Genomic DNA, 26,782 nt, shown 5'->3' on the forward strand with positions numbered 1-26,782 from the left:
CAAGGGAAAATGCGCCCCCTCGGGGGGCAGCGACCCGCGAAGCGGCGGAGCGTGGGGGACAAGGTTTTCCCGCTGGGCCGCCCCAAGGGAAAATGCGCCCCCTCGGGGGGCAGCGACCCGCGAAGCGGCGGAGCGTGGGGGCCAAATGTTATGCGCGGCCGCAGATGGCGGCAGTGGCCATCAGGTCTTCAAGCAGGGCCAGCGACACATTGCCCGACACCGCGTACGGGTCCAGCTCCGGCGTTTCGGAGTACTTCAGCAGGATGGAGGTGTTGACCTTGGCCACGTTGACCTGGCCCATGGTCCAGCCGCCAAAACGGCGCTCGCTGATTTCCTCGTAATGCAGCAGCACCACGTCCTTGTGGCGGGAATCCCTCTGGATGTGGCCGTACAGCTCGCTGATCTGGTTTCGACCGCCCTCCAGCGCCTGCAGGAAGATGCCGCCGCCGTAGCAGAGGATGCCGGTGATGCCCATGGCCGGGTTGTGGCTGCGGGACTGGGCCAGGATGGCCTCGGTGACTTCGCTGGAGTCGGGGTTGGCCAAGCGGCTGGCGTAAAGAAGGCGTACCAACATATGTAGATGTTTCCTTAGCTGCTGCTCTTTTTGGGAATGAGGGATAAAAATTCGCGGCGCAGGTTGGGGTCCTTGAGGAAGACACCGCGCATGACCGAATTGATCATCTTGCTGTCCAGGTCCTTCACGCCGCGCCAGCCCATGCAGAAGTGGCTGGCCTCCATGACGATGGCCAGCCCGTCGGGCCGGGTTTTCTGCTGGATCAGGTCGGCCAATTGCACCACGGCTTCTTCCTGGATCTGCGGACGGCCCATGATCCAATCGGCCAGGCGGGCGTACTTGGACAGTCCGATCACGTTGGTGTGTTCGTTGGGCATCACGCCGATCCAGAGCTGGCCGATCACTGGGCAAAAATGGTGTGAGCAGGCGCTGCGCACGGTGATGGGCCCGACGATGATCAGCTCGTTGAGATGCTCGGCGTTCGGAAACTCGGTGATGGTCGGGCCTTCCACATAACGGCCCTTGAAAACTTCGTTGAGGTACATCTTGGCGACGCGGCGCGCGGTGTTCTGGGTGTTGTGGTCACCCACGGTGTCGATCACCAGGCTGTCAAGCACGCCCTGCATCTTGCTCTCGACCTCGTCGAGCAGTTTTTCGAGCTCGCCCGGTTCGATGAATTGGGCAATGTTGTCGTTTGCGTTGAAGCGCTTTTTGGCGGCCGCCAGACGTTCGCGGATCTTGACGGAGACCGGGGTTCCCTCGTCGTCAGGCGCTGCTTGCCCTGCGGGCGTGTCGGATTTCATAAGCATTTCCAGATGTTACCAGCCTGCCCGAAAACGGTCATGTCCGGGTTTTTTGAGGGTTTTAGGCCTCCAGCTCCTTGCGGATGGGTACGAGACGCTATAAATTCAGGAGCGTTTTCAGGTCACCCGGTGGCCGTTTGTGTCCTTGGGTCCCTGAAAAATCAGTAACGCTGGCCCGCCACAAAAATGGCCAGGCGCATCAGCGCATGGGCGAAGTGGTCCAGAATGCGCTGGCGCCAGGGCCGCTGGCTGTAGGCGACGGGATCGAGCAGGCGTCCGTGCCCGGCTATTGCGGCGCACAGGCTGTCGCGCAGTTCGCCGGCAAAAACCTTGTCTTCAATCACCACATTGGCCTCGTGCGCCAGCAGCAGGCTCAGCGGGTCGAGGTTGGACGAGCCCACCGTGGCCCAGTGCCCGTCAATCACTGCCACCTTGGCATGCAGAAAGCTGGCTTCGTACTCGTAGATCTCGACACCCGCAGCGAGCAGTGCGCCATACACAGGGCGCGCTGCGTGGTACTGCATGAAATACTCATACTTGCCCTGCAGCAGCAAGGTGACCGTCACGCCACGTCTGGCAGCCCTGATCAGCGCACGCCTGAGCTTGCCGCCGGGCACGAAGTAGGCGTTGGCGATCAGGATCTCACGGCGGGCCTTGCCCACCGCCTGGCGGTAGACCTTTTCAATGCTGCTGCGGTTGCGCAGGTTGTCCCGCAACACCAGGGCTGCCTTGGCACCCGGCAGGACCGCACCGCCCGGCCCGGCTTCTGCAGCCTGACCGGACAGCCCCACGGCCTGCGTGCGCCGGCCGTAACCTGCGGCCTTGAACTTTTCCCAGGCGGCGGCCAGGTGGTTCTGCCGCGCACTGTAGCCGGCCTGCACGCGCCACCAGAGCAGGGCCATGGCTTCGGCCGCCTCGGCCGCCAACGGCCCGGTGACTGCCACCGCAAAGTCAAAGCGCGGGGCCTGCAGCTCACCGTGATTGGGGTCGTAAAAATCGTCCAGCACGTTGATGCCGCCGCAGAACACTGTGCGCTGGTCCACCACGCACAGCTTGCGGTGCAGGCGGCGCCAGCGGTCCGGCACCAGCAGGCCCAAACCGCCCAGGCCCGCCGCCAACGGTGAATACACACACCATTTCACCCCGGCTTCGGTCATTTTCTGCTGCCACACGGGCGAAAGCGGGTCCGAGCCGATGCCGTCCACCAGCACCTCCACACGCACGCCGCGCAGGGCAGCCCGCACCAGCGCCTCGGCCACATCCCCACCGGCAAGGTGGACATCGAAAATATACGTCTCCAGCTGCACCCAGCGGCTGGCGCCGTCGATGGCGCTGATCAGCGCGGGAAAGTACTGTTGCCCGCCCTGCAGCAGCTGTAGCGCTTCCGATCTGTGCAAGGGGTTCATGCGCGGGGCTCAGGCCATGAATTGCGGAAGCATCAGGATAGCCTCTGCATTGGACGGTGAAAAGCACTGGTCCGCCGCCTCCAGCCAGGGCAGCCACCGGCAGGCCGTGTGTTCGCGCGGGCTCAGCACGACAGGCGTGGCGCGCGATACACACAGGCTAAAGACATGCTCGGTGTTGCGTGTGACGCCGGGTGCATAACGTACGCGCCAGGCCGGGTAAATCTCATAGATGTTTGAAACCGCCCAGTCGGCAAACCCCGAAGCGTCTGCGCATATGCCGGTCTCCTCAAACACCTCACGGGCCGCCGTTTGAACAAAGGTTTCATCAGGCGTATCGCGCGAACCCGTCACGCTTTGCCAGAAGCCAGGGTTGTCCGCGCGCTCGAGCAGCAATACTTCCCTGCCCTGCGTGTGAATCACAACCAGAACTGATTCGGGGATTTTGAAGTTTGGCAGTTCAGACACCGGAGACGACTGCGTCGAGTGCATCAGACAGGGCAGCGGCATCACGCCGTAAATCCATCACAGGCAGGCGCAACAGCCGCGAGGGGATGGCAGCACAAAGATGAGCGCCTAAAAAAAGGCGTTCGCCATCGACTTCAACTGTCTGCGCCAGTCTTCGCGGTGCATTGGCGGGTGGATGGGGCAGCCGCGCCAACGGCATCACGAATCGGGTGGACTGGTAATCAAGCTGGTCGCTTTGCAACACCACGACGAAAGGGAAGGCGGGGCGTTGTGCTGCGTTGGGATTTTCATAAACATCGTATTGCGCCATCTACAGTCACCAAACCCGATACTCTTCGCCAAACACACCGTGCTGTGCGACGAGATCATTTTGCATATCCACCCAGTCTTTGTACTCGCTGTAAAACCGATCACCAGCGCTTTGGCCGTTTGGCGCTTTTGGTTTCCCCGATGTTTTTGCCAAGAGCTGGTCGTACTGTTTGGCAGACATCAGCACGCTGTGGCGACGGCCTGACTTTTCGATGATGACGGGGTGATGCTGGCACTCATCCAGCATTTGGCCAAACTTGTTTTTGGCTTCGGTTGCAGAGACGTGCATGGCTGACCCTCTTTGGTTGAATTGGCTATTTTAGCCATTTCGAGATTCAAAATGCAAATCGCACCTGGGCGGCCTGTCCTGAGCCTGTCGAAGGGCCGGGCCGCTGCAGTCGCAGCGGCCCCCTCGGAGGGTGGGAAGCGACACGAAGTGCGCGACCGTGGGAGCTCTTCATACCAGCAGGGGCTGCGGGTCCGGCTTTGCCGGTCCGCAGGCGCAACGGCCCCCTCGGGGGGCAGGAAGCGACACGAAGTGCGCGACCGTGGGGCGATATCTACCCAGGCTGCGGATTGCGCAGGCGGATGTGCAACTCTTTCAACTGCTTCTCATCCACCGGGCTGGGCGCATGGGTCAGCAGGCACTGCGCGCGTTGGGTTTTGGGGAAGGCAATCACATCTCGAATCGACTCGGCGCCCGTCATCATGGTCACGATGCGGTCCAGGCCAAAGGCCAGACCGCCGTGCGGCGGGGCGCCGTACTGCAGTGCGTCCAGCAGGAAGCCGAATTTCTCCTGCGCTTCCTCGGGCCCGATCTTCAGCGCGTTGAAGACCTTGCTCTGCACCTCAGCGCGGTGGATACGCACCGAGCCGCCGCCGAGCTCCCAGCCGTTGAGCACCATGTCATAGGCCTTGGCGATGCAGCGGCCTGGGTCGGTGTCCATCCAGTCCTCGTGGCCGTCCTTGGGCGCAGTGAAGGGGTGGTGCACGGCGCTCCAGCGCTGACCGGCTTCATCAAACTCGAACATCGGAAAGTCCACCACCCACAGCGGCTTCCAGCCGGTCGTGAAAAGACCCGTCTTCTTGCCGAAAGCGCTGTGCCCGACTTTCAGGCGCAGCGCGCCGATGCTGTCGTTGACGATCTTGGCCTTGTCGGCGCCAAAGAAAATGATGTCACCGTTTTGTGCGCCCGTGCGTTTGAGGATTTCCGCGACAGCGCTATCGTGGATGTTCTTGACGATGGGGCTTTGCAGGCCCTCGCGGCCCTTGCTCACATCGTTGACCTTGATCCAGGCCAGGCCCTTGGCGCCGTAAATCTTGACAAACTCGGTGTAACCGTCGATCTCGCCGCGGCTCATCTCCGAGCCGCCCGGCACGCGCAGGGCGACCACGCGGCCGCCGGGTGTGGTGGCCGGCGTGCTGAACACCTTGAAGTCCACATCGGCCATCACGCCGGTGAGTTCGGTGAATTCCAGGTTGACGCGCAGGTCCGGCTTGTCGGAGCCAAAGCGGTGCATCGCGTCGGCATAAGCCATGACCGGGAAATCGCCCAGGTCGGTGTCCAGCACCGTCTTGAAGATGTTGCTGATCATGCCCTGGAACATGTCACGGATGTCCTGCTCGCCCATGAAGGAGGTTTCGATGTCGATCTGCGTGAACTCGGGCTGGCGGTCGGCGCGCAGGTCTTCGTCGCGGAAACATTTGGTGATCTGGTAGTAGCGGTCGAAGCCCGCCACCATCAGCAGCTGCTTGAACAGCTGCGGACTTTGCGGCAGCGCGAAAAACATGCCCTCGTTGACCCGGCTGGGCACCAGGTAGTCGCGTGCGCCTTCGGGCGTGCTTTTGGTCAACATCGGCGTTTCAATGTCGATGAACCCGTTGGCATCCAGAAATTTGCGCGTCTCCATCGCCACGCGGTAACGCAGCATCAGGTTGTTCTGCATATAGGGCCGGCGCAGGTCCAGCACGCGGTGCGTCAGGCGTGTGGTCTCCGACAGGTTGTCGTCGTCGAGCTGGAACGGCGGCGTCACGCTGGGGTTGAGCACCGTCAGCTCGTGGCAGAGCACCTCGATCTTGCCGCTTTTGAGGGCCTCGTTGACCGTGCCTTCGGGACGCGCACGCACCAGGCCCTTGATCTGCACACAAAATTCATTGCGCACGCCCTCGGCGGTCTTGAACATGTCGGCCCGATCCGGGTCGCACACCACCTGCACATAACCTTCGCGGTCGCGCAGGTCGATGAAAATCACGCCGCCGTGGTCGCGCCGGCGGTTGACCCAGCCGCACAGGCTGACGGTTTGGCCCAGCAGGGATTCGGTCACCAGACCGCAATAGTGGGAACGCATTTGGGAAGTCATAAATAAGTCGCTGGTTGACGGGTTCGGTGAGCGCTCGTGCGCCGGGGGACATTTACCTGGGTTTGTAGTTGGCGGCGCTTCCGGGCACCACCACACCCATGGAGATCACATAGGTCAGGGCTTCATCGACACTCATTTTGAGTTCGATGCAGTCGGTTTTTTTGAGCATGACGAAATAGCCGCCGGTCGGGTTGGGCGTGGTCGGCACGTAGACACTCATGTAGTCGCCACTCAGGTGGTTGGCGACATCGCCGCCGGGTGTTCCGGTCTGGAAAGCGATGGTCCAGACGCCTTCGCGCGGCCACTGCACCAGCAGGGCCTTGCGAAAAGCATTGCCGTTTTCCGAGAACAGTGTGTCGGACACCTGTTTGACGCTGGAATAAATCGACCGCACGATGGGGATGCGGCTGAGCAGGGCGTCCCACCAGCGCACCAGTTTTTTTCCGAAAAAGTTGGTGGCAATGGCGCCTATCGTCAGGATGATGGCCAGCGCCAGCAGCACCCCAAACCCGGGAATATGAATACCCAGCAACTTGTCAGGGTGCCAGTCGCCCGGAAGGATTTGCAGCGTCTGGTCCAGCGTACCAATGATCCAGTTCAGCAACCAGACCGTCACGGCCAGCGGCACCAGCACCAGCAGTCCGGCCAGCAGCCAGCGGCGGATGGCGGCCATCAGCTCGCCTTGGTGGTGGGGGTGGAGCCGCTCGCCGGCGTGCTGGCAACCGCCGGGGCTGGCGCAGTGGCGGCCTTGCTTGCCGGCTCGGCAGGTTTGCTGTCGCTGGTGGCCGCAGCAGGCGCCTCGGCGCCGCCACTGGCGGGCGGCGTGGCGGCGGCACCGCCGCGGAAATCAGTCACATACCAGCCCGAGCCCTTGAGCTGGAAACCGGCGGCGGTCAGCTGTTTTTTAAAGGCGGGCGCGCCGCATTGAGGGCAGTCTGTCAGCGGCGCATCGGACATTTTTTGCAAAACGTCCTTGTGATGCCCGCAGGACTCGCATTTGTAGGCGTAAATTGGCATGGTTCTAGAGGTTTTGTCGGAGGGGCACCATCCCGGAGAGAGCCCGGGATGCAAAACCTTCAATTATAGGCGCGGGGACTATCCCCCCGACGGGAGAGGCTGCCTCCTGGAGAGACCCGACCCTCAGCCTTCGGTGGACAGCTTGTGATGGCTGCCGCGGGTGTTTTCGATGGTTTGCGGGGTCAGCGAGCCGACCAGCATGCCCAGCGCGGCTGCCAGCACACCGGCCAGTTGCGCCGGAAACCGCTCGCCCAGCGTACTGAAAGTGAACAGCAACCAGACCCCGATGCCGCAAACCACCGAAAAAATCGCCCCCTGTGTGCTGGCTTTTTTCCAGTAGAGGCCAAACACCAGCGGAACGAAGGCGCCGACCAGTGGCACCTGGTAGGCGCCCGACACCATGTCGTAAATCGAGGTGCCCTGCATGGAGATGGCATAGGTCAGCACCAGGCCGCTGAATACCAGCACGGTGGTGCGCATCAGCTTGAGCTCGTGTTTGTCACTCATGCGCGGTTTGAACTGGCGCCAGATGTTCTCGACAAAGGTCACACTGGGCGCCAGCAGGGTGGCCGACGCGGTGGACTTGATGGCCGACAGCAGGGCGCCAAAAAACAGCACCTGCATGACGAAGGGCATTTTTTCCAGCACCAGCGTGGGCAGGATTTTCTGCGGATCTTCCTTGAGCAGAATGGCGGTCTGCTCCGGCATGATGATCAGGGCGCTGGCGACCAGGAACATCGGTACAAAGGCAAACAGGATGTAAAACACGCCGCCGATGACCGGCCCTTTGCTGGCCGCGCTCTGGCTGTTGGCCGACATCACGCGCTGAAAAACGTCCTGCTGCGGAATCGAGCCAAACATCATGGTGATGGCGGCGGCAAAGAAAAACACCATGTCGCGGAAATTGGGCTCCGGCCAGAACCGGAACAGGTCCTGGCTCGTGGCCAGCGCGATGACCTTGTCGGCCCCGCCGGCCAGGTTGCCGGCAAACACCGCCAGCACGGCAAGCCCGGCGACAAGAACGATCATCTGAATGAAATCGGTCACAGCCACCGACCACATGCCGCCAAACAGCGTATAGGCCAGCACGGAAGCCGTACCTATGAGCATGCCGGCGGTGGGGCTGATGGCGCCGCCCGACAGGATATTGAAAACCAGCCCCAGCGCCGTGACCTGGGCAGCCACCCAGCCCAGGTAGCTGACCATGATGATGATGGAACAGGCCACCTCAATGGTGCGGCCATAACGCTCGCGGTAATAGTCGCTGATGGTCAGCAGCGACATCTTGTAGAGCTTGCCCGCAAAAAACAGCCCGACCAGGATCAGGCAGGTGCCGGCGCCGAAAGGGTCCTCCACCACGCCATTGAGGCCACTCTGGACAAACTTGGCCGGAATGCCCAGCACAGTTTCGGAGCCAAACCAGGTGGCAAACGTCGTCGTCACAATCATGATCAACGGCAGATTGCGCCCGGCAACCGCATAGTCCGTCGTGTTTTTAACCCGTCTGGCGGCGTACAGGCCGATGATGATGGTGATCAGCAGATAGACGAAAACCAGGGTTAACAGCACGGTGGCCTCCTCAAAAAAACGTGATTATTACCTGTAAGAACCCTCGAAGCCTGTCGGGCTTGGGAATCGTCGGCTGAAGATGGACCGCAGCGGTCCATTTTTCACCGACTCCTAGAACAAACGGATTCGCAGCACCAGCTGCATGGCGAGCAAGCCTAATGCAAAACCCAGGCCACCGTAAATCAGGCTTTGAAGCAACTTGTTGGTGCGCCGCTGCTCCTTGAGCAACTCCTGAATCTCCTGGCGGTGTCCGCCGCTTTGGCCCTTGAGGTACTGCTGCAGCAGGCGCGGCAGGCCGGGCAAGAGTTTGGCGTAGGTGGGCGCCTCGGCCTTGAGCTGCTCCAGAAGTTTCTCAGGCCCGACCTGCTCAAGCATCCAGGTTTCCAGAAAAGGCTTGGCGGTGCTCCACAGATCAAGCTCGGGATCGAGCTCGCGCCCCAGACCCTCGATGTTGAGCAGGGTTTTTTGCAGCAACACCAGTTGCGGCTGGATTTCCACATGGAAACGCCGCGAGGTCTGGAACAGGCGCATCAGCACCATGCCCAGCGATATTTCCTTGAGGGGACGGTCGAAGTAGGGCTCGCAGCAGGCGCGTATGGCCGACTCCAGTTCGTCCACCCGCGTCTGTGGCGGCACCCAGCCGGACTCGATGTGCAGTTCAGCCACGCGTTTGTAGTCGCGCTGGAAAAACGCGCTGAAGTTCTGCGCCAGGTACTCCTTGTCAACCTCGGTCAGCGTGCCAACAATGCCAAAATCCAGCGAGATATAACGCCCGAAGGTGGCCGGCTCCAGGCTGACCTGGATATTGCCCGGGTGCATGTCGGCGTGAAAAAACCCGTCGCGAAAAACCTGGGTGAAAAAAATGGTCACACCATCACGCGCCAGTTTTTTCATGTCGACACCCGCGTCGCGCAGGCGCTGCACCTGGCTGATGGGCACGCCAGTCATGCGCTGCATCACCATCACGTCGGGCATGCAGAAGTCCCAGACCATCTCCGGGATCAGCACCAGGTTGAGGTTCTGCATGTTGCGGCGCAATTGGGCCGCATTGGCCGCTTCGCGCAGCAGATCGAGTTCGTCATGCAGGTATTTGTCGAACTCGCCGACCACCTCGCGCGGCTTGAGCCGCTTGCCGTCCGCCGACAGGCCCTCGACCCAGCCCGCCATCATGTGCATCAGGGCCAGGTCTTTTTCAATCGCCGGCAACATGTTGGGGCGCAGCACCTTGACGGCGACTTCGCGCCCGCCCGGCAAGGTGGCAAAATGCACCTGCGCAATCGAGGCACTGGCCACAGGCACCCGCTCGAAACTTTCAAAAATCTGCCCTATCGGTCGGCCAAAGGCTCTTTGGATGATGGCAATGGCGATGTCGGGGTCAAACGGTGGCACCCGGTCCTGCAGGCGGGCCAGCTCATTGGCGATGTCCAGCGGCAGCAGGTCGCGCCGCGTGGACATGACCTGACCGAACTTCACAAAAATCGGACCCAGGCGTTCCAGCGCTTCACGCAAGCGCGCTCCCCGCGGAGCCCTGAGGTCGCGCCCTATCGACACAACACGGGTCAGCGTGCGTATCCAGGGCTTGCTGAAACTTGACAGCACCAACTCGTCCAGCCCAAAACGCAGCACTGTCCAGACGATGAAAACGCCCCGGAACAAACGGCTCATGGCGCGGCTTTCGCAGGCTCTGCCTGCGGCGTCACCGTCGCGGCGCCGGAGGCCGCCGCCGCAGGCGCCTGGGCCAGAAACTGCCTCAGTCCCGCGAGCACCTGGCGCGCGGCGCCGGCCAGCGTGTGGGCCGGCACGTCCCCGATCAGCCGCGACAAATCCTCTTCCACGTCCCAGCGCAGGTTGTCAGCCAGCCAACCGAGTTCAGCAGCAAGCTGCACGTCCCCCTCGATCTTGACCGGAGGCGGTTTTCCCGCGATCACCGACTGCATGACCACGGCCGGCGATTCGGCCGCCACGGCGAGCAACAGGTCGGGCTTGGCGTCCGGGGACGCGCGGTCCAGCAAACCTGCCGGGGTAATCAGGAGGTCCAACCCAAACGCGCCCCAGCGCACATGCACCACACTGCCTTTTTTGCGAAGCAGGCGGTTTTGCGCCTCTTTTTCCTGCATCAGCACATGGTTCAGGAACAGCACAAGCTTTTGCTGCCCTTCATCAACCACCCAGGCGGGCGGCTGAAAACGGGTGGCCAGGGACTGCAGAAAAGAAAAAGGGGACGTGTTATTCATACGTCCCGATTTTGCAGCAGATTGAAAGAAGCCAGGCTCAGGCTTCACGGAATTGCGGGTCTTGGTTCAGCCGGGGCTGCGGGTCCGGCTTTGCCGGTCCGCAGGCGCAGCACCCCCTCGGGCGGCAGAGAGCTACGCGCAGCGAGCGAACGTGGGGGTCAGGTTTTTCCGCCGGGCCGCCCCAAGGAACAACGCGCCCCCTCGGGGGGCAGAGAGCTACGCGCAGCGAGCGAACGTGGGGGTCAGGTTTTTCCGCCGGGCCGCCCCAAGGAAAAACGCACCCCCTCGGGGGGCAGAGAGCTACGCGCAGCGAGCGAACGTGGGGGCTTTATTGCAATGCCTGAACGCCAGCGACTAACCAGCCGCCGCCGGTGCGTGGCTTGGTCATGTTCCAGACCTCGCGGAACGGGCTGGCGCCGGCGGAAGCATCTTCGCGGATCATGCCGGAGAACTCCACGCTGGCCATGTAGACATCGCTGAGTTCCTCGATGCCGAGCAGCTTGGCTTCGAGCATGACCACATCGGTCTTGTTGGCCGAGCCGCCGGTGTGCGACTCGCGGTCGGCCAGCTGTGCCCTGATCTGTTCGAGCATTTCGTCGGTCATCATGGCGCGCAGGCTGCCCACGTCCGAGCGGTCCCAGGCATCCTGCAGGGTCACGAAGTTGGCCTTGCAGGCTTTCAGGAAACCCTCGGCATCAAAGCCGTCGGGCACGCCCCAGGCTTGCGATCCGGTCAGGGCCGAGCCAATCATCGAGCCGCCGGCAGCGCCCTTGCTGGCATCAAAGGCCATGCTGTTGTGCTCCCAGGGGCGGGCCGAGGCGTCGTTGCCGACGTTTTCGGGGCTGTAGTTGCGCGGCGTGACCGCATTGCCTGCGCCCTGCATGGCATAAGGCGTCGACTGGCCCTGGGCACCGCCGCCCTTGAGCCTGCGCATCACAAAACCGATCACCACCATCACCACCAGCGCGAGCAGGGCGAACATGATGATTTGCCCGAAAGCGCCACCCAGGCCCAGCGAGGAAGCCAGCCAGGCCAGGCCCAGGCCCGCCGCCAGACCGCCCAGCATCGCGCCCCAGGGCTTCTTGGGCGCTGCTGCAGCGGCCCCGGTGTTGGCCGGCGCGGCCGGCGGCGTCGCCTGGCGCTGCGTCACATTGGAAGACTGGCGGCCAACCGAGCCGCCACCGCCCATGCGTTTGGCTTCTGCGGCGGGCGAATACGCCAGCAGCATGGTGACGGCCAGAACAGCCGAGAAAATTGCAGACCAGAATTTCATGACGTCTCCTCTAATTAATTGAACTCAACACTTGATTCCAACATGCAATGCCACCACCCCGCCGGTGAGGTTGTGATAGTCCACATGGCCAAAACCACCTTTGTGCATCAGGGCCTTTAGCTCTTCCTGGCCGGGGTGCATGCGGATCGACTCCGCCAGGTAGCGATAACTCGAATCGTCGTTGGCAACCAGCTTGCCAAGTTTTGGCAGGACGTTGAAGGAATACCAGTCGTAGGCTTTTTCAAGCGGCTTGGCGATTTTGGAGAACTCCAGCACCAGCAGCTTGCCACCGGCCTTGAGCACGCGGTTCATTTCCGCGAGCGCGACATCCTTGTGGGTCATATTGCGCAGGCCAAAAGCCACCGTTACCAGGTCAAAACTGGCGTCGGCAAAAGGCAGGTGTTCAGCGTCGCAAACCGTCGTGGGTAGCACCTTCCCGGCGTCCAGCAGGCGGTTGCGGCCCTCGCGCAGCATGGCTTCGTTGATATCGGTATGCACAACACAGCCGCTGGCGCCTACCTTGGGTGCAAATGCCATCGCGAGGTCGCCGGTGCCGCCGGCAATGTCCAGCACACGCTGGCCGTCCCGGACGTCGGCGACCACCACGGTGTAAGCCTTCCAGACGCGGTGCAGGCCCATGGACATCAGGTCATTCATCACGTCGTATTTGGGCGCGACCGAGTCGAAGACGCTGCGTACACGGCTGGCCTTGTCTTTTTCGTCGACAGACTGGAAACCGAAATGGGTACTGCTCATGGTGCAATGCTAGAGGTGAAAACCGGCAATTCAAGCGACAACCCTGCCACTGCGTGGGGCATTGCCCGGTATTTATGTGGAAAAACAACACCGCCGCCCGCAAGTCGGGTACCAGCAGCTATGAAGTTGATAGCGAATTGAAGGCAGCCGCAGCGCGCATCAGTGGCTGGCGCAGCCGTGGCCACCGGCGGCGGCCATAGGCGCGTCGCGCTGCATGCCGGCCGCTTCCAGGCGTTGCGTGTAGTCGGCCCACAAACGCGCCGGCTCTGAACCCAGAAAGTCCAGGTAGTCCGAGGAAAAAATCCCGCTTTCCTGGCCGTCCGAGAACACTGGCTTGATGGCGTAGTTGCCTGTGGGTTCGAGCTCGATCACAGTGACCTCGCGCTTGCCGGTCTGCAGCACTTCCTGGCCCGGGCCGTGGCCCTGGACTTCGGCGGACGGCGAATACACGCGCATCAGTTCGAACGGGAGGTTAAAAGCCGCCCCGTCAGAAAACGCGATCTCCAGGATGCGGGACTGGCCGTGCACCGTGAGTTCGGTCGGGGTGGTGGTTCCGGGTTGCAAGCCTGCCATGGTCACGTCTTTCTGGGGGGATGATCAGACCAGCACTCTTTCGATGCCGCCGTTGTTGGCCGCATCTACATACTCAGGCAGCCATTGCTTGCCGAGGATCTGGTTGGCCATCTCGACCACGATGTAATCGGCTTCGAGCAGGCCGTTTTGCAGGTCGTTGCCGAAGCGGCTCAGGCCCTGCAGGCAGCTCGGGCAACTCGTGAGAATCTTGACGCTGCCGGTTTCGGCAATCGCGCCGCTGGCGCGCAGCGTGGCCTCGTCCTTGCGCAGCTCTTCTTCCTTGCGAAAGCGGATTTGCGTCGAGATGTCCGGTCGGGTCACGCCCAGCGTGCCCGATTCGCCGCAGCAGCGGTCCGACTGGAGTACCTGGTCGCCGAGCAGCGCCTTGACGGTTTTCATCGGCTCCTGCAGCTTCATCGGGCTGTGGCAGGGGTCGTGGTACAGGTAGCCCGCGCCCGGCTGGTCGGTCCTGAGCGTGATGCCTTTTTCAAGCAGGTACTCGTGGATGTCGATGATGCGGCAACCTGGGAAAATTTTCTCGAACTCATAACCCTGCAGCTGGTCGTAGCAGGTGCCGCAGGACACCACAACCGTCTTGATGTCCAGGTAATTCAGCGTGTTGGCCACGCGGTGGAACAGCACCCGGTTGTCGGTGATGATTTTTTCGGCCTTGTCGAACTGGCCGCTGCCGCGCTGCGGATAACCGCAGCACAGGTAGCCTGGCGGCAGCACCGTCTGCACGCCCGCGTGCCAGAGCATGGCCTGGGTCGCGAGCCCCACCTGCGAGAACAGGCGCTCGGAACCGCAACCCGGAAAATAAAACACCGCCTCAGTCTCCGAGGTCGTGGTCTTCGGGTCGCGAATGATGGGGACATAGTCCTTGTCCTCGATGTCCAGCAAGGCGCGGGCGGTCTTCTTGGGCAGGCCGCCCGGCATCTTCTTGTTGATGAAATGAATCACCTGTTCCTTGACCGGCGCCGGGCCAACCGTGGCCGGTGGCGTGGCGGTCTGCTTGCGCGCAAGGCGCCGTAACAGGTCGTTGGCCAGGCGCTGGGCCTTGAAGCCCACGCCCACCATCGCGCCGCGCATGAACTTGATGGTCTGCGGACTGGTCGCGTTCAGGAAGAACATCGCCGCCGCATTGCCGGGGCGGAAGGACTTCTGCCCCATCTTGCGCAGCAGGTTGCGCATGTTCATCGACACCTCACCGAAGTCGATGTCCACCGGGCACGGGCTCAGGCACTTGTGACAGACCGTGCAGTGGTCGGCCACGTCCTCGAACTCTTCCCAGTGCTTGATGCTGATGCCGCGGCGGGTCTGCTCCTCGTACAGGAAAGCCTCGACCAGCAGCGAGGTCGCCAGGATCTTGTTGCGCGGGCTGTACAGCAGATTGGCCCGCGGCACATGGGTGGCGCAAACGGGTTTGCATTTGCCGCAGCGCAGGCAGTCCTTGACGCTGTCGGCGATCGCGCCGATGTCAGACTGCTGCATGATCAGCGACTCGTGACCCATCAGGCCAAAGCTGGGCGTGTAAGCGTTGGTCAAATCTGAAAATATGGAGCCCCCACGTTCGCTCACTTCGTGTAGCTCTCTGCCCCCCGGGGGGGCCGCTGCGCCTGTGGCCCGGCGAAGCCGGTTCCACGGCCCCTGCTTGGATGAAGGCCCTTCACCATCGCCATCCTCGTTGGATATATGGGTATTTTTGCCCTCTAGCCCTTGACTGGCGGGCGTAGACAGCTCCTGATTTCGTAGCAACTTACCCTTGTTGAAGCGTCCTTCGGGGTCCACGCGCAGCTTGTAGTCGGCAAAAGGCTGGAGCTCGGCGTCGGTCAGAAACTCCAGCTTGGTGATGCCAATGCCATGTTCGCCGGAGATCACGCCGTCCAGCGAACGCGCCAGCACCATGATGCGCGCGACCGCTTCGTGCGCGGTCTGCAGCATCTCGTAGTCGTCGCTGTTGACCGGCAGGTTGGTGTGCACATTGCCGTCGCCGGCGTGCATGTGCAACGCGGCCCAGACCCGGCCCTTGAGCACCTGCTTGTGGATGGCGGTGCACTCGGCCAGGATGGGCGCAAAGGCGGCGCCAGAAAAAATCGCCTGAAGCGGCGCGCGCAACTGGGTTTTCCAGCTGGCGCGCAGCGAGTGGTCCTGCAGCTCGGGAAACAGCGCATCCACATCGCGCAGCCAGCCGGCCCAGAGGCCACGGACCTCGGTGATCAGCGCCACCGCCTGGCTCACGCGGTCCTCCAGCAGCTCGGCCGAGGGTATCTCACCGGCATCGTCCGACTTGCCCAGCGGCAACTTGCCCTTGAGGCAAAACGCCTCCAGCGCGTCGCACAGCCGGACCTTGTTGGCCAGGCTCAGCTCAATGTTGATGCGCTCGATGCCATCGGTGTACTCCGCCATGCGTGGCAGCGGGATCACGACGTCTTCGTTGATCTTGAAGGCGTTGGTGTGGCGCGAAATCGCCGCAGTACGCTTGCGATCCAGCCAGAATTTCTTGCGCGCGTCCGGGCTGATGGCGATGAAACCTTCGCCGCGGCGCGAATTGGCAATACGCACCACTTCCGAGGTCGCGCGCGCCACCACGTCGGCGTCGTCACCGGCAATGTCGCCGAACAACACCATCTTGGGCAGGCCGCCGTGGGTTTTGGACTTGGTCGCGTAGCCGACGGCCTTCAGGTAGCGGTCGTCCAGATGCTCCAGCCCCGCCAGGATGGCGCCACCGCGCTTTTGCTCGGCAAACATGAAGTCCTTGATCTCGACGATGCTGGGGACCGCGTCCCTGGCATTGCCGAAAAACTCCAGGCAGACCGTGCGTGTGTGCGCCGGCATGCGGTGCACGATCCAGCGCGCGCTGGTGATCAGGCCGTCGCAGCCTTCCTTCTGGATGCCGGGCAGGCCGCTGAGGAACTTGTCGGTCACGTCCTTGCCCAGGCCTTCCTTGCGGAAGGTCTTGCCGGGGATGTCGAGACGCTCGCTACGCACCGGCGTCTTGCCATCGGCTTCAAAGTACTTCAGCTCGAAGCTGGCCATTTCGGCGTCGTGGATCTTGCCCAGGTTGTGGTTGACCCGTGTGACTTCCAGCCACTGCGCCTCGGGCGTGACCATGCGCCAGCTGGCCAGGTTGTCCAGCGCCGTGCCCCAGAGTACAGCCTTCTTGCCGCCGGCGTTCATCGCGATGTTGCCGCCTATGCAGGAGGCTTCGGCCGAGGTCGGGTCAACAGCAAATACAAAGCCGCCGCGTTCGGCCGCATCGGCCACGCGCTGCGTGACGACGCCGGCTTCGGTCCAGACGGTGGCGACGGGCTGGTCCAGCCCGGGCAACCCGACCATCTCGACCTCGGTCATGGCCTCCAACTTTTCGGTGTTGATGACCGCGGACTTCCAGCTCAGCGGAATCGCGCCGCCGGTGTAGCCGGTGCCACCGCCACGCGCGATGATGGTCAGGCCGAGTTCGATGCAGCCCCTGACCAGACCGGCCATCTCGGCCTCGGTGTCCGGCGTCAGCACCACAAACGGGTATTCGACGCGCCAGTCGGTCGCGTCTGTCACATGCGAGACACGCGACAGGCCGTCAAACTTGATGTTGTCGTTCAACGTCAGCTTGCCCAGCTTGCGCGCCGTCTGCCGGCGCAGGTCATACATGGTCTCAAAGGAAGTGGCAAAACGGCTTACCGCCGCTTTCGCCGCGTCAAGCAGCTCGACCACGATGGCGTCGCGCTGGCTGTGCAGCTCGGGGGTACGGCGCTTTTCGACCTCACCCAGGCGGTGTTGCAGCGCCTCGACCAGCATCCTGCGGCGTTTCGGGTTGTCCAGCAGGTCGTCCTGCAAATAGGGGTTGCGTTGCACCACCCAGATGTCCCCCAGCACCTCATACAACATGCGGGCCGACCGGCCGGTGCGGCGCTCGTCGCGCAGCAGGTTCAGCAGGTCCCAGGCGCGCGCGCCCAGCAGGCGGATCACGACCTCACGGTCGGAAAACGAGGTGTAGTTGTAAGGAATCTCGCGGATGCGGGCTGCGCCGGGCTTGGCCTCATCGGCCAGGGCACTTAGTTTTTGGAGGGAGTCAGGAGCGTTCATCGTGGGAGGCTGGGTGACAAAGGCCTGTGTCCGGCGCGTGGACCCTATGTTACCGCAGCGCAACATTCGGAGAAACGCGCCCGGCCCGCCCTCGTGAAAACCCGCTGGTGAAGACAGCGGCAACCAGCTTAAATCGCACTGTCACAAATCATTCTTAAACTCGACGGTTTATTGTTCGAACCATCGTTTTTCATCCAGGAGTTGTAATGAAGAAAAGCTTGACAGCCATTGCCCTTGCCGCCTGCGCACTTGTCGTGCCCGTCGCCAGCCACGCCCAAACCGAAATCCAATGGTGGCACTCCATGACCGGCGGCCTGAACGACTGGGTGCTCGACCTGGCGGACGGTTTCAACAAGAGTCAGAAAGACTACAAGATCGTACCGACCTACAAGGGTACCTACGACGAAACCATGCCAGCGGCCGTGGCCGCTTTCCGTGCCGGCAACGCTCCGCACATCCTGCAAGTGTTCGAAGTGGGCACCGCCACCATGATGGCCGCCAAGGGCGCCGTGGTGCCAGTCGGCAAGGTGCTGGCCGATGCGGGCTACAAGTTCGATGCCAAAGCCTACATCCCGGCTGTTGTGGGTTATTACACCGCACCCAATGGCCAGATGCTGAGTTTTCCGTTCAACAGCTCGACCACCATTCTGAACTACAACAAGGACTTGTTCAAAAAGGCCGGCTTGGACCCCAACAAGCCGCCGGTGACCTGGCCTGAACTGGTGCTTGCTGCGGCCAAGCTGAAGGCGGCCGGCGTGACCTGCCCGTTCACCACCAGCTGGCAGGGCTGGACCCAGCTGGAAAGCTTTTCCACCTGGCACAACACCGAATTCGCCACCAAAGGCAACGGCTTTGGCGGCACCAGCGCCCGACTGGTCACCAACAGCCCGCTGCATGTGCGCCACATCGAGAACCTGTCCAACATGGCCAAGCAGGGCCTGTTTGTTTACCGCGGCCGCGGCAACAAGGCCGACGCGCCTTTCTACTCGGGCGAATGCGCCATGGCGACAGCCTCGTCATCCACCTACGCCAGCATCAAGAAAAACGCCAAATTCGACTTTGGTATCGCCCCGCTGCCCTACTACCCCGATGTGGCGGGAGCTCCCCAGAACACGGTGATTGGTGGCGCTTCGCTGTGGGTCATGGGCGGCAAGAAGCCGGCTGAATACAAGGGCGTGGCCGAGTTCTTCAACTACCTGACCAATGCCGATATCCAGTCCAAGAGCCACCAGCGCACCGGCTATCTGCCTATCACCCTGGCTTCGTACAAGGTCACGGAAGATTCGGGCTTCTACAAGCAAAATCCCGGCACCGACGTCGCGGTTAACCAGATGATCCGCAAGACCACCGACAAGTCGCGCGGCATCCGCCTGGGCAACTTCATCCAGGTGCGTGCCATCGAGGACGAAGAACTCGAGCAAGTCTGGGCTGGCAAAAAGACGGCCAAGGAAGCACTGGACGCCATCGTGAGCCGGGGCAACGAGCAGCTCGAGCGGTTCCAGAAAGCCAACTGACGCGCATGTGTCCGGAGCCCGGGGGTGCTGACGCACTACACTCTCGGCTCCGATTGCCGCCACCCCATCCGGGGCGCGGCGTTTCCGGGCTGAAATACTGTGACTTCTGAAAAACGCGTTGTCTTCCGGTCGACGTGGCTGCCCTGGGTGCTCCTGACGCCCCAGGTCGCGGTCATTGCGATCTTCTTTTTCTGGCCAGCCGCCCAGGCCCTGCTGCAGTCCTTTCAGCAGTCGGACGCGTTCGGCCTGTCCACCGAATGGGTGGGGCTCAAGAACTTCACCAACCTGATGAACGACGCAACCTACCTGGCGTCGTTCAAGATCACCGCGATCTTCTCGGTGCTGGTGGCAGGTCTGGGGATCGGCCTGTCGCTGGTGCTGGCCGTGTTTGCCGACCGCGTGATCAAGGGCACGCTGGTATACCGCACTCTGCTGATCTGGCCGTACGCCGTGGCGCCCGCAGTGGCCGGGGTGTTATGGCTTTTCATGTTTGCGCCGTCCATCGGCATTGTTTCGTTCGCGTTGCGCAGCTTCGGCTTTGAGTGGAACAGCCTGCTCAACAGCAACCATGCCATGACACTGATCGTGGTGGCGGCTGTGTGGAAGCAGATTTCCTACAACTTCCTGTTCTTCCTGGCAGGTTTGCAAAGCATTCCGAAATCGCTGATGGAGGCCGCCGCCATTGACGGCGCCAAGCCCTGGCGGCGCTTCTGGTCGATCCAGTTCCCGCTGCTGTCGCCCGTCACGTTCTTTTTGTTCGTGATCAACATGGTCTACGCCTTCTTCGACACCTTCGCCATTGTGGACGCGGCAACGGAAGGCGGCCCCGGCCGGGACACCGCCATCCTGGTCTACAAGGTGTACTACGACGGCTTCAAGGCGCTCGACCTGGGCAGCTCGGCTGCGCAATCGGTGGTGCTGATGTTCATCGTGATCATCCTGACCATCATCCAGTTCCGGTTTGTCGAAAAGAAGGTTCAATATTGATATGAACCCCCACGTTCACCTTGTCTCATGCCCTGCGGGGCTGCGTTCAGCCCCTTCCTGGCAGGCGGGAGGCCGCTGATGGTCGAACGCAGCCCCCTCCTGCGCGTCCTTTCGCATTGCGTGCTGATCGTCGGCGTGTTTATCGTGGCGTTTCCGCTGTACGTGACCTTTGTCGCGTCGACGCAGACCGCCGACGAAATTCTGCAGGCCCCGATGTCCATGCTGCCGGGCTCGCACCTCATAGAAAACTACACCGCAGCTCTAAAAGGAACCGGCGCGGGCGCCGCGTCAAACGCCCCCGTGGGACGCATGATGATGGTCAGCCTCATTACGGCGCTGGTCATCTCCATCGGCAAGATCACGATCTCGCTGCTGTCAGCGTTCGCAATCGTCTACTTCCGCTTTCCGTTTCGCATGTTTTTCTTCTGGGCCATCTTCGTCACGCTGATGCTGCCGGTGGAGGTGCGCATCGGCCCGACCTACCAGGTGGTGTCCGACCTGGGCATGCTCAACACCTATGCTGGCCTGACCATCCCTCTGATCGCCTCGGCGACGGCGACCTTTCTCTTCCGGCAGTTTTTCCTGACCGTGCCCGATGAACTGGTCGAAGCGGCACGCATGGACGGCGCCGGGCCCATGCGCTTCTTCAAGGACATTCTGTTGCCACTGTCCACCACCAGCATCGCGGCCCTGTTCGTGATCCAGTTCATCTATGGCTGGAACCAGTACCTCTGGCCGCTGCTGGTCACCACCAGCGAGACCATGTACCCGGTGGTGATCGGCATCAAGCGCATGATCAGCGGCGGCGACGCCGCCACCGACTGGAACATCGTGATGGCGACCGCCGTGCTGGCGATGATCCCGCCCGCGCTGGTGGTCATGCTGATGCAGCGCTGGTTCGTCAAGGGCCTGGTCGATACCGAGAAATGACCCTCCCCCGAAGCGCCTTCGGCGCCTCCCCCCCAAGGGGCGCCGCCAGCGGCCCGGCGGAGCCGGTTCCGTAGCGTCCGCTTGAATTAAATCCAACGTAGGTTGTCTCAATGGCTTCAATCCAACTCAAAGATGTCGTCAAACACTATGGCGCCGGAAAAACCGCTGTCAAGGTGATCCACGGCGTCAACGCAGACATTGCCGATGGCGAATTCATCGTCATCGTCGGGCCCTCGGGCTGCGGCAAATCCACCCTGCTGCGCATGGTGGCTGGCCTGGAAGAAATCACCGACGGCACCATTTCGATCGGCGATCGCGTGGTCAACGAGCTGGAACCGGCCGAACGCGACATCGCGATGGTGTTCCAGAACTACGCGCTGTACCCCCACATGAGTGTGTTCGACAACATGGCCTATGGCCTGAAGATCGCCAAGGTACCGCTGGACGAAATCAAAACCCGTGTCGACAAGGCTGCCAGGATTCTGGAACTGGGTCAGTTACTCGACCGCAAACCGCGGCAACTCTCGGGCGGCCAGCGCCAGCGCGTGGCGATGGGCCGCGCCATCGTGCGCCAGCCCCAGGTGTTCTTATTTGACGAACCGCTGTCCAACCTGGACGCCAAGCTGCGCGCCCAGACCCGGCTGGAGATTCAAAAACTGCACCGCGAGCTGGGCATCACCAGCCTGTTCGTGACGCACGACCAGGTCGAGGCCATGACCCTGGCGCAACGCATGATGGTGATGAATGCCGGCGTGATGGAGCAGTTCGGTACCCCCGAAGAGGTGTACCACCGCCCGGCCTCCACCTTTGTGGCCAGCTTCATCGGCTCACCGCCCATGAACCTGTTGCATCACGCGCCCGGCGCGCGCGAAGGCAGCATCATGGGCATCCGCCCCGAACACCTGGACATTGGCAGCACCGGCTGGGAACTGAAGGTCGAGACGGTTGAACTTCTGGGCGCCGAGCGCCTGGTGTACTGCCGCCTGGGCGACGAGACCCTGATCGTGCGCACCGACGAACAGCACCCTGCGCCCAAGCCCGACAGCACCATCCACGTGGCCCCGCGCGAGGACCGGGTGCACTGGTTTGACGGGGCTACGGGCAAGCGCCTCTGACGCGGTGGAAGGCATGACCGATTGGCCCTACCCCCGCTGGATTGCCCACCGGGGCGCGGGCAAACTGGCACCCGAAAACACCCTGGCCGCCTTCCGCCTGGGTGCGCAGCACGGCTACCGCATGTTCGAATGTGACGTGAAGTTGAGTGCCGACGGCATACCCTTCCTGATGCACGACGCCACGCTGGAGCGCACCACCAACGGCCGCGAGATGCTGGGAAACGCCGTAAGCGGTGTAGGCGGCGATCATCGCTGGAGTGCGCTCTCCCTGCTTGACGCGGGCGGCTGGCATTCGCGCACCTGGGCAGGCGAGCCGTTGGCCAGCCTGGACAATGTCGCGCGGTATTGCCTGCAGAATGGCTATTTTCTGAATATCGAGATCAAGCCCACGCCGGGAACCGAAGTACAAACCGGCGCGGCCGTGGCCAACGCCGCAGCGGCGCTCTGGAAAGACGCCGCCGTGCCGCCGCTGTTGACCTCGTTTCAGCCCGAGGCGCTGGAAGCTGCCCGGGCGGCACAACCGCAACTGCCGCGCGGCCTGCTGCTCGACAGTTTGTGGATGGGCTGGCTGGAGACGGCGCTCACGCTCGACTGTGTGGCGCTGGTCTGCAACCAGGCGCTGTGGGACGCATCCACGGTGCTGCAGGCCAAAAGCGCCGGGTTTCGTGCCTTGAGCTACACCGTCAACGACGAGTGGGCAGCGCAGCGCCTGTGGGACCTGGGCACGGACGGTGTCATCACCGACCGCATCGACCTGTTTGCGCCGGGCAGTTGACCGGCTCAGGTTTTCCAGCCGCGCAGCAACACCCACTGGCAAGTCGCCGCCCCCACGGCCAGGAGCGCGTAGCTGCCCATCTTGCCGTCGCGGCCGAACAGCACCAGCCCGGCCAGAAACAGCAGCAGGGATGCTATAAAAACAATAGCTGCTTGCTTATACAGGGTAAGGGATAGAGGTCGTTTTGATCTGAAAAAACCGGCAAAAAGCCGCGCCAGCAGCACCACGGTCAACGCGACAAAAAATGCCGGCGCCATGAAGTTGAACGATTGATTGATCAGGTTGAGTGCGGTCATGGCATAGGCCCGAATTGCCGGCCGATTTGCCGTGTATCAAGGTGATTGAAAGAATGTAAGCACCGGCGCATCCCTTCAATTTTATAATCGGGCCATGTCAGTCTGGGCCCTCGGCATCAACCATACCACCGCACCGCTCGATTTGCGCGGGCGGTTTGCGTTCGCCATCGACCAGATTGAACCGACCCTGAGGGGTTTGCGCGAGTCCCTGGCGCGCCAGCCTGAAGCGACGCTGCTGTCCACCTGCAACCGCACCGAAATTTATTGCGCCGGTGACAGGCCCGACCTGGACCACACGCTGGAATGGCTGGCGCACCACGGCGGCGTCTCGCCGGCGCTGCTGCGCTCCCATGCCTACACACTGGAAAACGACCAGGCTGCACGCCATGCGTTTCGTGTGGCCAGCGGGCTTGACTCCATGGTGCTGGGCGAGCCGCAAATCCTGGGCCAGATGAAAGACGCGGTGCGGGCTGCTGAAGAAGCGGGCGCCATGGGCAGCACGCTGCACCAGTTGTTCCAGCGCTCTTTCGCAGTGGCCAAGGAAGTGCGCAGCAGCACCGAGATCGGCGCGCACAGCATCAGCATGGCGGCAGCGTCCGTGCGGCTGGCGGGCCAGTTGTTTGAGAACCTGAGCGACATCAAAGTGCTGTTTGTGGGTGCGGGAGAGATGATCGATCTGGCAGCGACGCACTTTGCCGCCAGGAATCCGAAATCCATGACCGTGGCCAACCGCACGCTGGAGCGCGGCGAAAAAATCGCCAGCCGTTTCGGCGCCGAGGTCATGCGTCTGGCCGACCTGCCCAGCCGCCTGCACGAGTTCGATGCCGTGATCAGTTGCACCGCCAGCACCCTGCCCATCATCGGCCTCGGCGCGGTCGAACGTGCCGTCAAGCTGCGCAAACACCGGCCCATGTTCATGGTCGATCTGGCGGTTCCGCGCGACATCGAACCCGAAGTCAAGGCGCTGCCTGATATCTATCTCTATACCGTGGACGATCTGGCCCATGTGGTGCAGACCGGCAAGGACAGCCGGCAGGCGGCCGTCGCGCAGGCCGAGGTCATCATCGACGCTGGGGTACAGAACTTCATGCACTGGCTGGGCCAGCGCCGCACCGTGCCGCTGATCCAGCAACTTAACGCCCAGACCGATGCGTGGCGTGCCGCCGAAATCATGCGCGCCAAAAAACTGCTTGCCAGGGGCGCGTCTGTCGACACCGTGCTGGAAGCGCTGTCGCGTGGGCTGACGCAAAAGATGCTGCACGGCACGCTGGCCGAGCTGCATGCCGGCGACGCCGACAGCCGCGAGGCCACGGCGCAAACCGTGTCGAAGCTGTTTTTGCGCGGCAGCCTGCCGCCGACCGACAAAGAGCGTTAGCGGCGCTCTGCCCTTGCGGGTGTGCGCGCTTGCGATCTGCGATTTGTCATTGCGGGCCCGACCCGCCATCCATCTGCCGCAACATCTCCCGCGACCCCACACGCGCCGCACTGTGCCACCATGGCTACCGGGCCAAGCCCGGTATGACAATTCAAAAACCAAATTCCCGTTGCAATGAAACCCTTTCTCCGCCAGACCCTGGACCGCCAGATTTTCCGGCTTCACGAGCTTGATGCGCTGCTGTCGGCCAGCGACGTAGTCAGCAACATGGAGCGGTTTCGCAGCCTGACGCGCGAACACGCCGAACTCAGCGTGGTGGTCGGTCAGTACCAGCGACTCACGGGGCGCGAGGCCGACCTGGCCAGCGCGCAGGCCATGCTGGCTGAGGCCAAAAACGATCCCGAGATGGCCACCATGGCGGAAGAGGAAATCACCGCCGCGCAAGGCGACATCACTGCGCTTGATGACGCCCTGCAGTTGATGCTGATCCCGAAAGACCCGGACGACGCGCGCCCGGCTTTCATCGAGATCCGCGCCGGTACCGGCGGCGACGAGTCGGCGCTGTTCGCTGGCGACCTGTGCCGCATGTACACACGGTTTGCCGAGCGCAAGCGCTGGGCGGTCGAGGTCATCAGCGAGTCGCCCAGCGAGCTGGGCGGCTACAAGGAAGTGGTGATCCGCGTGGACGGCGCGACCGACAGCCTGGGCGTCGGCGTCTACGGCAAGCTGCGGTTCGAATCCGGCGGCCACCGTGTCCAGCGCGTGCCCGCCACCGAAACCCAGGGCCGCATCCACACCAGCGCCTGCACGGTCGCGGTGCTGCCCGAGCCCGACGAAGCGGTCGCCATCCAGATCAACCCCGCCGACCTGCGGATCGACACCTATCGCGCCAGCGGCGCCGGCGGCCAGCACATCAACAAGACCGATTCCGCGGTGCGCATCACACATTTGCCAACCGGCATCGTCGCCGAATGCCAGGACGGCCGCAGCCAGCACAGCAACAAGGCGCAGGCGCTCAAGGTCCTGACCGCCCGTATCCACGAAAAAGACCGGTCCGAGCGCGCCGCCAAAGACGCCGCCACGCGCAAGGGCCTGATCGGAAGTGGCGATAGAAGCGACCGGATTCGCACCTACAACTTTCCCCAGGGGCGGCTGACGGACCACCGCATCAACCTGACCCTCTACAAGCTGCTCAGCATCATGGAGGGCGACATGGACGACGTGGTCACCGCCCTGCAGGTGGCGCGCGGCGCTGAGCTGCTGGCGGAGCTGGAAACAGCTTCCAACAGCTGATCCCTCCGAGTTATGAATCAATTCGGCCTTCAGCCCTTGTCCGACGGGCGTAGATAGCTCCTCATTTGATAGCACCCCAGTGACCAACTCCTCCTCGTTGACGCCGTGTACCGGCAAGCAGGCGCTGTCGGCGGCCCAGACGCTGGGTCTGGACCGCCTGGATGCCCAGCTGCTGCTGCTTCATGCGCTGGGCCGTCCGCACAGTGACCGGGTCTGGCTGCTGGCGCATGATGGCGACGCTCTGCCTGCGGAAAGCGCCAGCCTGTTCCGGCAACTGAGCTTGCGCCGTACCGCCGGCGAGCCGCTGGCCTACATCGTTGGCCGCAAGGAGTTTTTTGGCATGGCGCTCCAGGTGGATGCCCGCGTGCTGGTGCCGCGCCCCGACACCGAAACCCTGGTGGATTGGGCGCTGGCGCAGTTGGCCAGCCTGCCCGCAGCTGCGCGGGTGCTGGATCTGGGCACGGGCAGTGGCGCGATCGCGCTGGCGCTCAAAAAAACCCGGCCAGCGCTGGATGTCACGGCCGTCGATGCCAGCGCGGGCGCTCTCGCCGTTGCCAGCGCCAACGCTGCACATCACGCGCTGTCCATCCGCTTCGTCGAGGGAGACTGGCTTGAAAATGTGAGCGGACACTTTCACCTGATCGCAAGCAATCCACCATATATTGCGCAGGCTGATCCGCATTTACCAACACTGGCCCATGAGCCGCCAGGAGCCCTGATCGCGGGGCCTGATGGTCTGGACGACCTTCGGGCCATCATCGATCAGGCGCCTGCGCATCTGGAGACGCAAGGCTGGCTGCTGCTGGAGCATGGCTACAACCAGGCCGAAGCCGTGCGTACGTTGCTGATGCAGCGCGGCTTCGCCGAGGTCCAGAGCCGGGCCGATCTGGCAGGCATTGCCCGTTGTTCCGGGGGGCGCTGGCAGGCCGCAGGCAGCCCGGGGCAAACGGCGGGATAATCGACCATTGATTTTCCGCTGTTGAATTCCATCTACGGATGGACTGCTGCCAAGAGGCGCGCGACCTGGCAGCACCGGCATGACCCATACCAAGGACCCGAAATGAACGCTACCCAGCAACGCATTGACCAGCTCGTCAAATCCAGTGACGTGGTGCTTTTCATGAAAGGCACAGCC

General features: G+C 62.6%; 25 protein-coding genes. 8 read left to right on the plus strand and 17 right to left on the minus strand.

All coding sequences use genetic code 11. The features are described 5' to 3' along the window. Positions 1-148 precede the first annotated feature (148 nt). From ACESMT_RS20265 to ACESMT_RS20340, 16 genes are all read right to left on the minus strand, one after another. Complete coding sequence (locus tag ACESMT_RS20265; RefSeq protein ID WP_372828401.1) at positions 149-574, minus strand: BLUF domain-containing protein; 426 nt, start codon at positions 572-574, stop codon at positions 149-151. Positions 575-588: 14 nt separating this feature from the next. Beyond that, positions 589-1,323 carry a GTP cyclohydrolase I gene (gene folE, locus ACESMT_RS20270; protein WP_372828402.1) on the minus strand — a complete coding sequence of 245 codons (735 nt, stop codon included), beginning with the start codon at positions 1,321-1,323 and terminating at the stop codon, positions 589-591. Positions 1,324-1,478: 155 nt separating this feature from the next. Then, the gene (gene clsB / locus ACESMT_RS20275) at positions 1,479-2,723 is read right to left on the minus strand and encodes a cardiolipin synthase ClsB (protein WP_372828403.1); all 1,245 of its coding nucleotides are present in this window, start codon (positions 2,721-2,723) and stop codon (positions 1,479-1,481) included. A 9-nt stretch (positions 2,724-2,732) separates the two neighbouring features. After that, positions 2,733-3,179, minus strand: a complete 447-nt coding sequence (nudB, locus tag ACESMT_RS20280; protein WP_372828425.1) for a dihydroneopterin triphosphate diphosphatase — start codon at positions 3,177-3,179, stop codon at positions 2,733-2,735. Position 3,180: 1 nt separating this feature from the next. Continuing rightward, positions 3,181-3,498, minus strand: a complete 318-nt coding sequence (locus ACESMT_RS20285) for a CcdB family protein (protein ID WP_372828404.1) — start codon at positions 3,496-3,498, stop codon at positions 3,181-3,183. Between the two features lie 6 nt (positions 3,499-3,504). Then, positions 3,505-3,786, minus strand: a complete 282-nt coding sequence (locus tag ACESMT_RS20290; protein WP_372828405.1) for a type II toxin-antitoxin system Phd/YefM family antitoxin — start codon at positions 3,784-3,786, stop codon at positions 3,505-3,507. Between the two features lie 271 nt (positions 3,787-4,057). After that, complete coding sequence (gene aspS, locus ACESMT_RS20295) at positions 4,058-5,857, minus strand: aspartate--tRNA ligase (protein WP_372828406.1); 1,800 nt, start codon at positions 5,855-5,857, stop codon at positions 4,058-4,060. 52 nt (positions 5,858-5,909) lie between these two features. Beyond that, entirely contained in the window at positions 5,910-6,530 is a 621-nt protein-coding gene (locus ACESMT_RS20300; protein WP_372828407.1) for a DUF502 domain-containing protein, read from the minus strand. Continuing rightward, complete coding sequence (locus tag ACESMT_RS20305) at positions 6,530-6,874, minus strand: FmdB family zinc ribbon protein (protein ID WP_372828408.1); 345 nt, start codon at positions 6,872-6,874, stop codon at positions 6,530-6,532. Before ACESMT_RS20305 ends, ACESMT_RS20300 begins: the two co-directional genes overlap by 1 nt. A 123-nt stretch (positions 6,875-6,997) precedes the next feature. After that, positions 6,998-8,443, minus strand: coding sequence for a sodium:solute symporter family protein (locus ACESMT_RS20310; protein ID WP_372828409.1), 1,446 nt, complete (start codon positions 8,441-8,443; stop codon positions 6,998-7,000). Positions 8,444-8,554: 111 nt separating this feature from the next. After that, entirely contained in the window at positions 8,555-10,108 is a 1,554-nt protein-coding gene (gene ubiB / locus ACESMT_RS20315) for a ubiquinone biosynthesis regulatory protein kinase UbiB (protein ID WP_372828410.1), read from the minus strand. Next, positions 10,105-10,677, minus strand: coding sequence for a hypothetical protein (locus tag ACESMT_RS20320; protein ID WP_372828411.1), 573 nt, complete (start codon positions 10,675-10,677; stop codon positions 10,105-10,107). The genes ubiB and ACESMT_RS20320 overlap by 4 nt, the downstream gene beginning before the upstream one ends. A 328-nt stretch (positions 10,678-11,005) precedes the next feature. After that, a complete protein-coding gene (locus tag ACESMT_RS20325) occupies positions 11,006-11,950 on the minus strand; it encodes a Tim44 domain-containing protein (RefSeq protein ID WP_372828412.1) in 945 nt (314 codons plus the stop codon). A gap of 24 nt (positions 11,951-11,974) precedes the next feature. Continuing rightward, positions 11,975-12,706 (minus strand): bifunctional demethylmenaquinone methyltransferase/2-methoxy-6-polyprenyl-1,4-benzoquinol methylase UbiE, encoded by a 732-nt coding sequence (gene ubiE / locus ACESMT_RS20330; protein WP_372828413.1) that lies wholly within the window; start codon positions 12,704-12,706, stop codon positions 11,975-11,977. Positions 12,707-12,865: 159 nt separating this feature from the next. After that, on the minus strand, positions 12,866-13,279 hold the full coding sequence (locus tag ACESMT_RS20335) for a gamma-butyrobetaine hydroxylase-like domain-containing protein (RefSeq protein WP_372828414.1): 414 nt from the start codon (positions 13,277-13,279) through the stop codon (positions 12,866-12,868). A 24-nt stretch (positions 13,280-13,303) separates the two neighbouring features. After that, on the minus strand, positions 13,304-17,362 hold the full coding sequence (locus ACESMT_RS20340; RefSeq protein WP_372828415.1) for a DUF3683 domain-containing protein: 4,059 nt from the start codon (positions 17,360-17,362) through the stop codon (positions 13,304-13,306). Positions 17,363-17,568: 206 nt separating this feature from the next. On the opposite strand from ACESMT_RS20340, the gene ugpB reads away from it, so the two are divergent. The 5 genes from ugpB to ugpQ all read left to right on the plus strand — a co-directional run bounded on the left by ugpB (position 17,569) and on the right by ugpQ (position 22,683). Further along, entirely contained in the window at positions 17,569-18,876 is a 1,308-nt protein-coding gene (gene ugpB, locus ACESMT_RS20345) for a sn-glycerol-3-phosphate ABC transporter substrate-binding protein UgpB (protein WP_372828416.1), read from the plus strand. Positions 18,877-18,975: 99 nt separating this feature from the next. Then, positions 18,976-19,863: a sn-glycerol-3-phosphate ABC transporter permease UgpA gene (gene ugpA, locus ACESMT_RS20350; RefSeq protein WP_372828417.1), complete on the plus strand. Its 888-nt coding sequence runs from the start codon at positions 18,976-18,978 to the stop codon at positions 19,861-19,863. A gap of 78 nt (positions 19,864-19,941) precedes the next feature. After that, positions 19,942-20,793: a sn-glycerol-3-phosphate ABC transporter permease UgpE gene (ugpE, locus tag ACESMT_RS20355; protein WP_372828418.1), complete on the plus strand. Its 852-nt coding sequence runs from the start codon at positions 19,942-19,944 to the stop codon at positions 20,791-20,793. Between the two features lie 110 nt (positions 20,794-20,903). Next, positions 20,904-21,908 (plus strand): sn-glycerol-3-phosphate import ATP-binding protein UgpC, encoded by a 1,005-nt coding sequence (locus ACESMT_RS20360; protein WP_372828419.1) that lies wholly within the window; start codon positions 20,904-20,906, stop codon positions 21,906-21,908. Between the two features lie 13 nt (positions 21,909-21,921). After that, positions 21,922-22,683: a glycerophosphodiester phosphodiesterase gene (gene ugpQ, locus ACESMT_RS20365; protein ID WP_372828420.1), complete on the plus strand. Its 762-nt coding sequence runs from the start codon at positions 21,922-21,924 to the stop codon at positions 22,681-22,683. 5 nt (positions 22,684-22,688) lie between these two features. On the opposite strand, the gene ACESMT_RS20370 is transcribed toward ugpQ, so the two are convergent. Next, positions 22,689-22,979: a hypothetical protein gene (locus tag ACESMT_RS20370; protein ID WP_372828421.1), complete on the minus strand. Its 291-nt coding sequence runs from the start codon at positions 22,977-22,979 to the stop codon at positions 22,689-22,691. A gap of 94 nt (positions 22,980-23,073) precedes the next feature. On the opposite strand from ACESMT_RS20370, the gene hemA reads away from it, so the two are divergent. From hemA to prmC, 3 genes are all read left to right on the plus strand, one after another. Then, on the plus strand, positions 23,074-24,354 hold the full coding sequence (gene hemA / locus ACESMT_RS20375; protein ID WP_372828422.1) for a glutamyl-tRNA reductase: 1,281 nt from the start codon (positions 23,074-23,076) through the stop codon (positions 24,352-24,354). A 174-nt stretch (positions 24,355-24,528) separates the two neighbouring features. Next, positions 24,529-25,647 (plus strand): peptide chain release factor 1, encoded by a 1,119-nt coding sequence (prfA, locus tag ACESMT_RS20380; RefSeq protein ID WP_372828423.1) that lies wholly within the window; start codon positions 24,529-24,531, stop codon positions 25,645-25,647. A 79-nt stretch (positions 25,648-25,726) separates the two neighbouring features. Further along, on the plus strand, positions 25,727-26,605 hold the full coding sequence (prmC, locus tag ACESMT_RS20385; RefSeq protein ID WP_372828424.1) for a peptide chain release factor N(5)-glutamine methyltransferase: 879 nt from the start codon (positions 25,727-25,729) through the stop codon (positions 26,603-26,605). Positions 26,606-26,782 lie beyond the last annotated feature (177 nt).

This window comes from Polaromonas sp. (assembly GCF_041689105.1).
Taxonomy (GTDB): Bacteria; Pseudomonadota; Gammaproteobacteria; order Burkholderiales; family Burkholderiaceae_C; genus Polaromonas.

What these genes read in the sequence shown, in the direction of transcription:
- ACESMT_RS20265 (WP_372828401.1), bottom strand. Translation starts at nt 574, where the DNA reads ATGTTGGTACGCCTTCTTTACGCCAGCCGCTTGGCCAACCCCGACTCC.
- folE (WP_372828402.1), bottom strand. Translation starts at nt 1,323, where the DNA reads ATGCTTATGAAATCCGACACGCCCGCAGGGCAAGCAGCGCCTGACGAC.
- clsB (WP_372828403.1), bottom strand. Translation starts at nt 2,723, where the DNA reads ATGAACCCCTTGCACAGATCGGAAGCGCTACAGCTGCTGCAGGGCGGG.
- ACESMT_RS20285 (WP_372828404.1), bottom strand. Translation starts at nt 3,498, where the DNA reads ATGGCGCAATACGATGTTTATGAAAATCCCAACGCAGCACAACGCCCC.
- ACESMT_RS20290 (WP_372828405.1), bottom strand. Translation starts at nt 3,786, where the DNA reads ATGCACGTCTCTGCAACCGAAGCCAAAAACAAGTTTGGCCAAATGCTG.
- aspS (WP_372828406.1), bottom strand. Translation starts at nt 5,857, where the DNA reads ATGACTTCCCAAATGCGTTCCCACTATTGCGGTCTGGTGACCGAATCC.
- ACESMT_RS20300 (WP_372828407.1), bottom strand. Translation starts at nt 6,530, where the DNA reads ATGGCCGCCATCCGCCGCTGGCTGCTGGCCGGACTGCTGGTGCTGGTG.
- ACESMT_RS20305 (WP_372828408.1), bottom strand. Translation starts at nt 6,874, where the DNA reads ATGCCAATTTACGCCTACAAATGCGAGTCCTGCGGGCATCACAAGGAC.
- ubiB (WP_372828410.1), bottom strand. Translation starts at nt 10,108, where the DNA reads ATGAGCCGTTTGTTCCGGGGCGTTTTCATCGTCTGGACAGTGCTGCGT.
- ACESMT_RS20320 (WP_372828411.1), bottom strand. Translation starts at nt 10,677, where the DNA reads ATGAATAACACGTCCCCTTTTTCTTTTCTGCAGTCCCTGGCCACCCGT.
- ACESMT_RS20325 (WP_372828412.1), bottom strand. Translation starts at nt 11,950, where the DNA reads ATGAAATTCTGGTCTGCAATTTTCTCGGCTGTTCTGGCCGTCACCATG.
- ubiE (WP_372828413.1), bottom strand. Translation starts at nt 12,706, where the DNA reads ATGAGCAGTACCCATTTCGGTTTCCAGTCTGTCGACGAAAAAGACAAG.
- ACESMT_RS20335 (WP_372828414.1), bottom strand. Translation starts at nt 13,279, where the DNA reads ATGGCAGGCTTGCAACCCGGAACCACCACCCCGACCGAACTCACGGTG.
- ACESMT_RS20340 (WP_372828415.1), bottom strand. Translation starts at nt 17,362, where the DNA reads ATGAACGCTCCTGACTCCCTCCAAAAACTAAGTGCCCTGGCCGATGAG.
- ugpB (WP_372828416.1), top strand. Translation starts at nt 17,569, where the DNA reads ATGAAGAAAAGCTTGACAGCCATTGCCCTTGCCGCCTGCGCACTTGTC.
- ugpE (WP_372828418.1), top strand. Translation starts at nt 19,942, where the DNA reads ATGGTCGAACGCAGCCCCCTCCTGCGCGTCCTTTCGCATTGCGTGCTG.
- ACESMT_RS20360 (WP_372828419.1), top strand. Translation starts at nt 20,904, where the DNA reads ATGGCTTCAATCCAACTCAAAGATGTCGTCAAACACTATGGCGCCGGA.
- ugpQ (WP_372828420.1), top strand. Translation starts at nt 21,922, where the DNA reads ATGACCGATTGGCCCTACCCCCGCTGGATTGCCCACCGGGGCGCGGGC.
- ACESMT_RS20370 (WP_372828421.1), bottom strand. Translation starts at nt 22,979, where the DNA reads ATGACCGCACTCAACCTGATCAATCAATCGTTCAACTTCATGGCGCCG.
- hemA (WP_372828422.1), top strand. Translation starts at nt 23,074, where the DNA reads ATGTCAGTCTGGGCCCTCGGCATCAACCATACCACCGCACCGCTCGAT.
- prfA (WP_372828423.1), top strand. Translation starts at nt 24,529, where the DNA reads ATGAAACCCTTTCTCCGCCAGACCCTGGACCGCCAGATTTTCCGGCTT.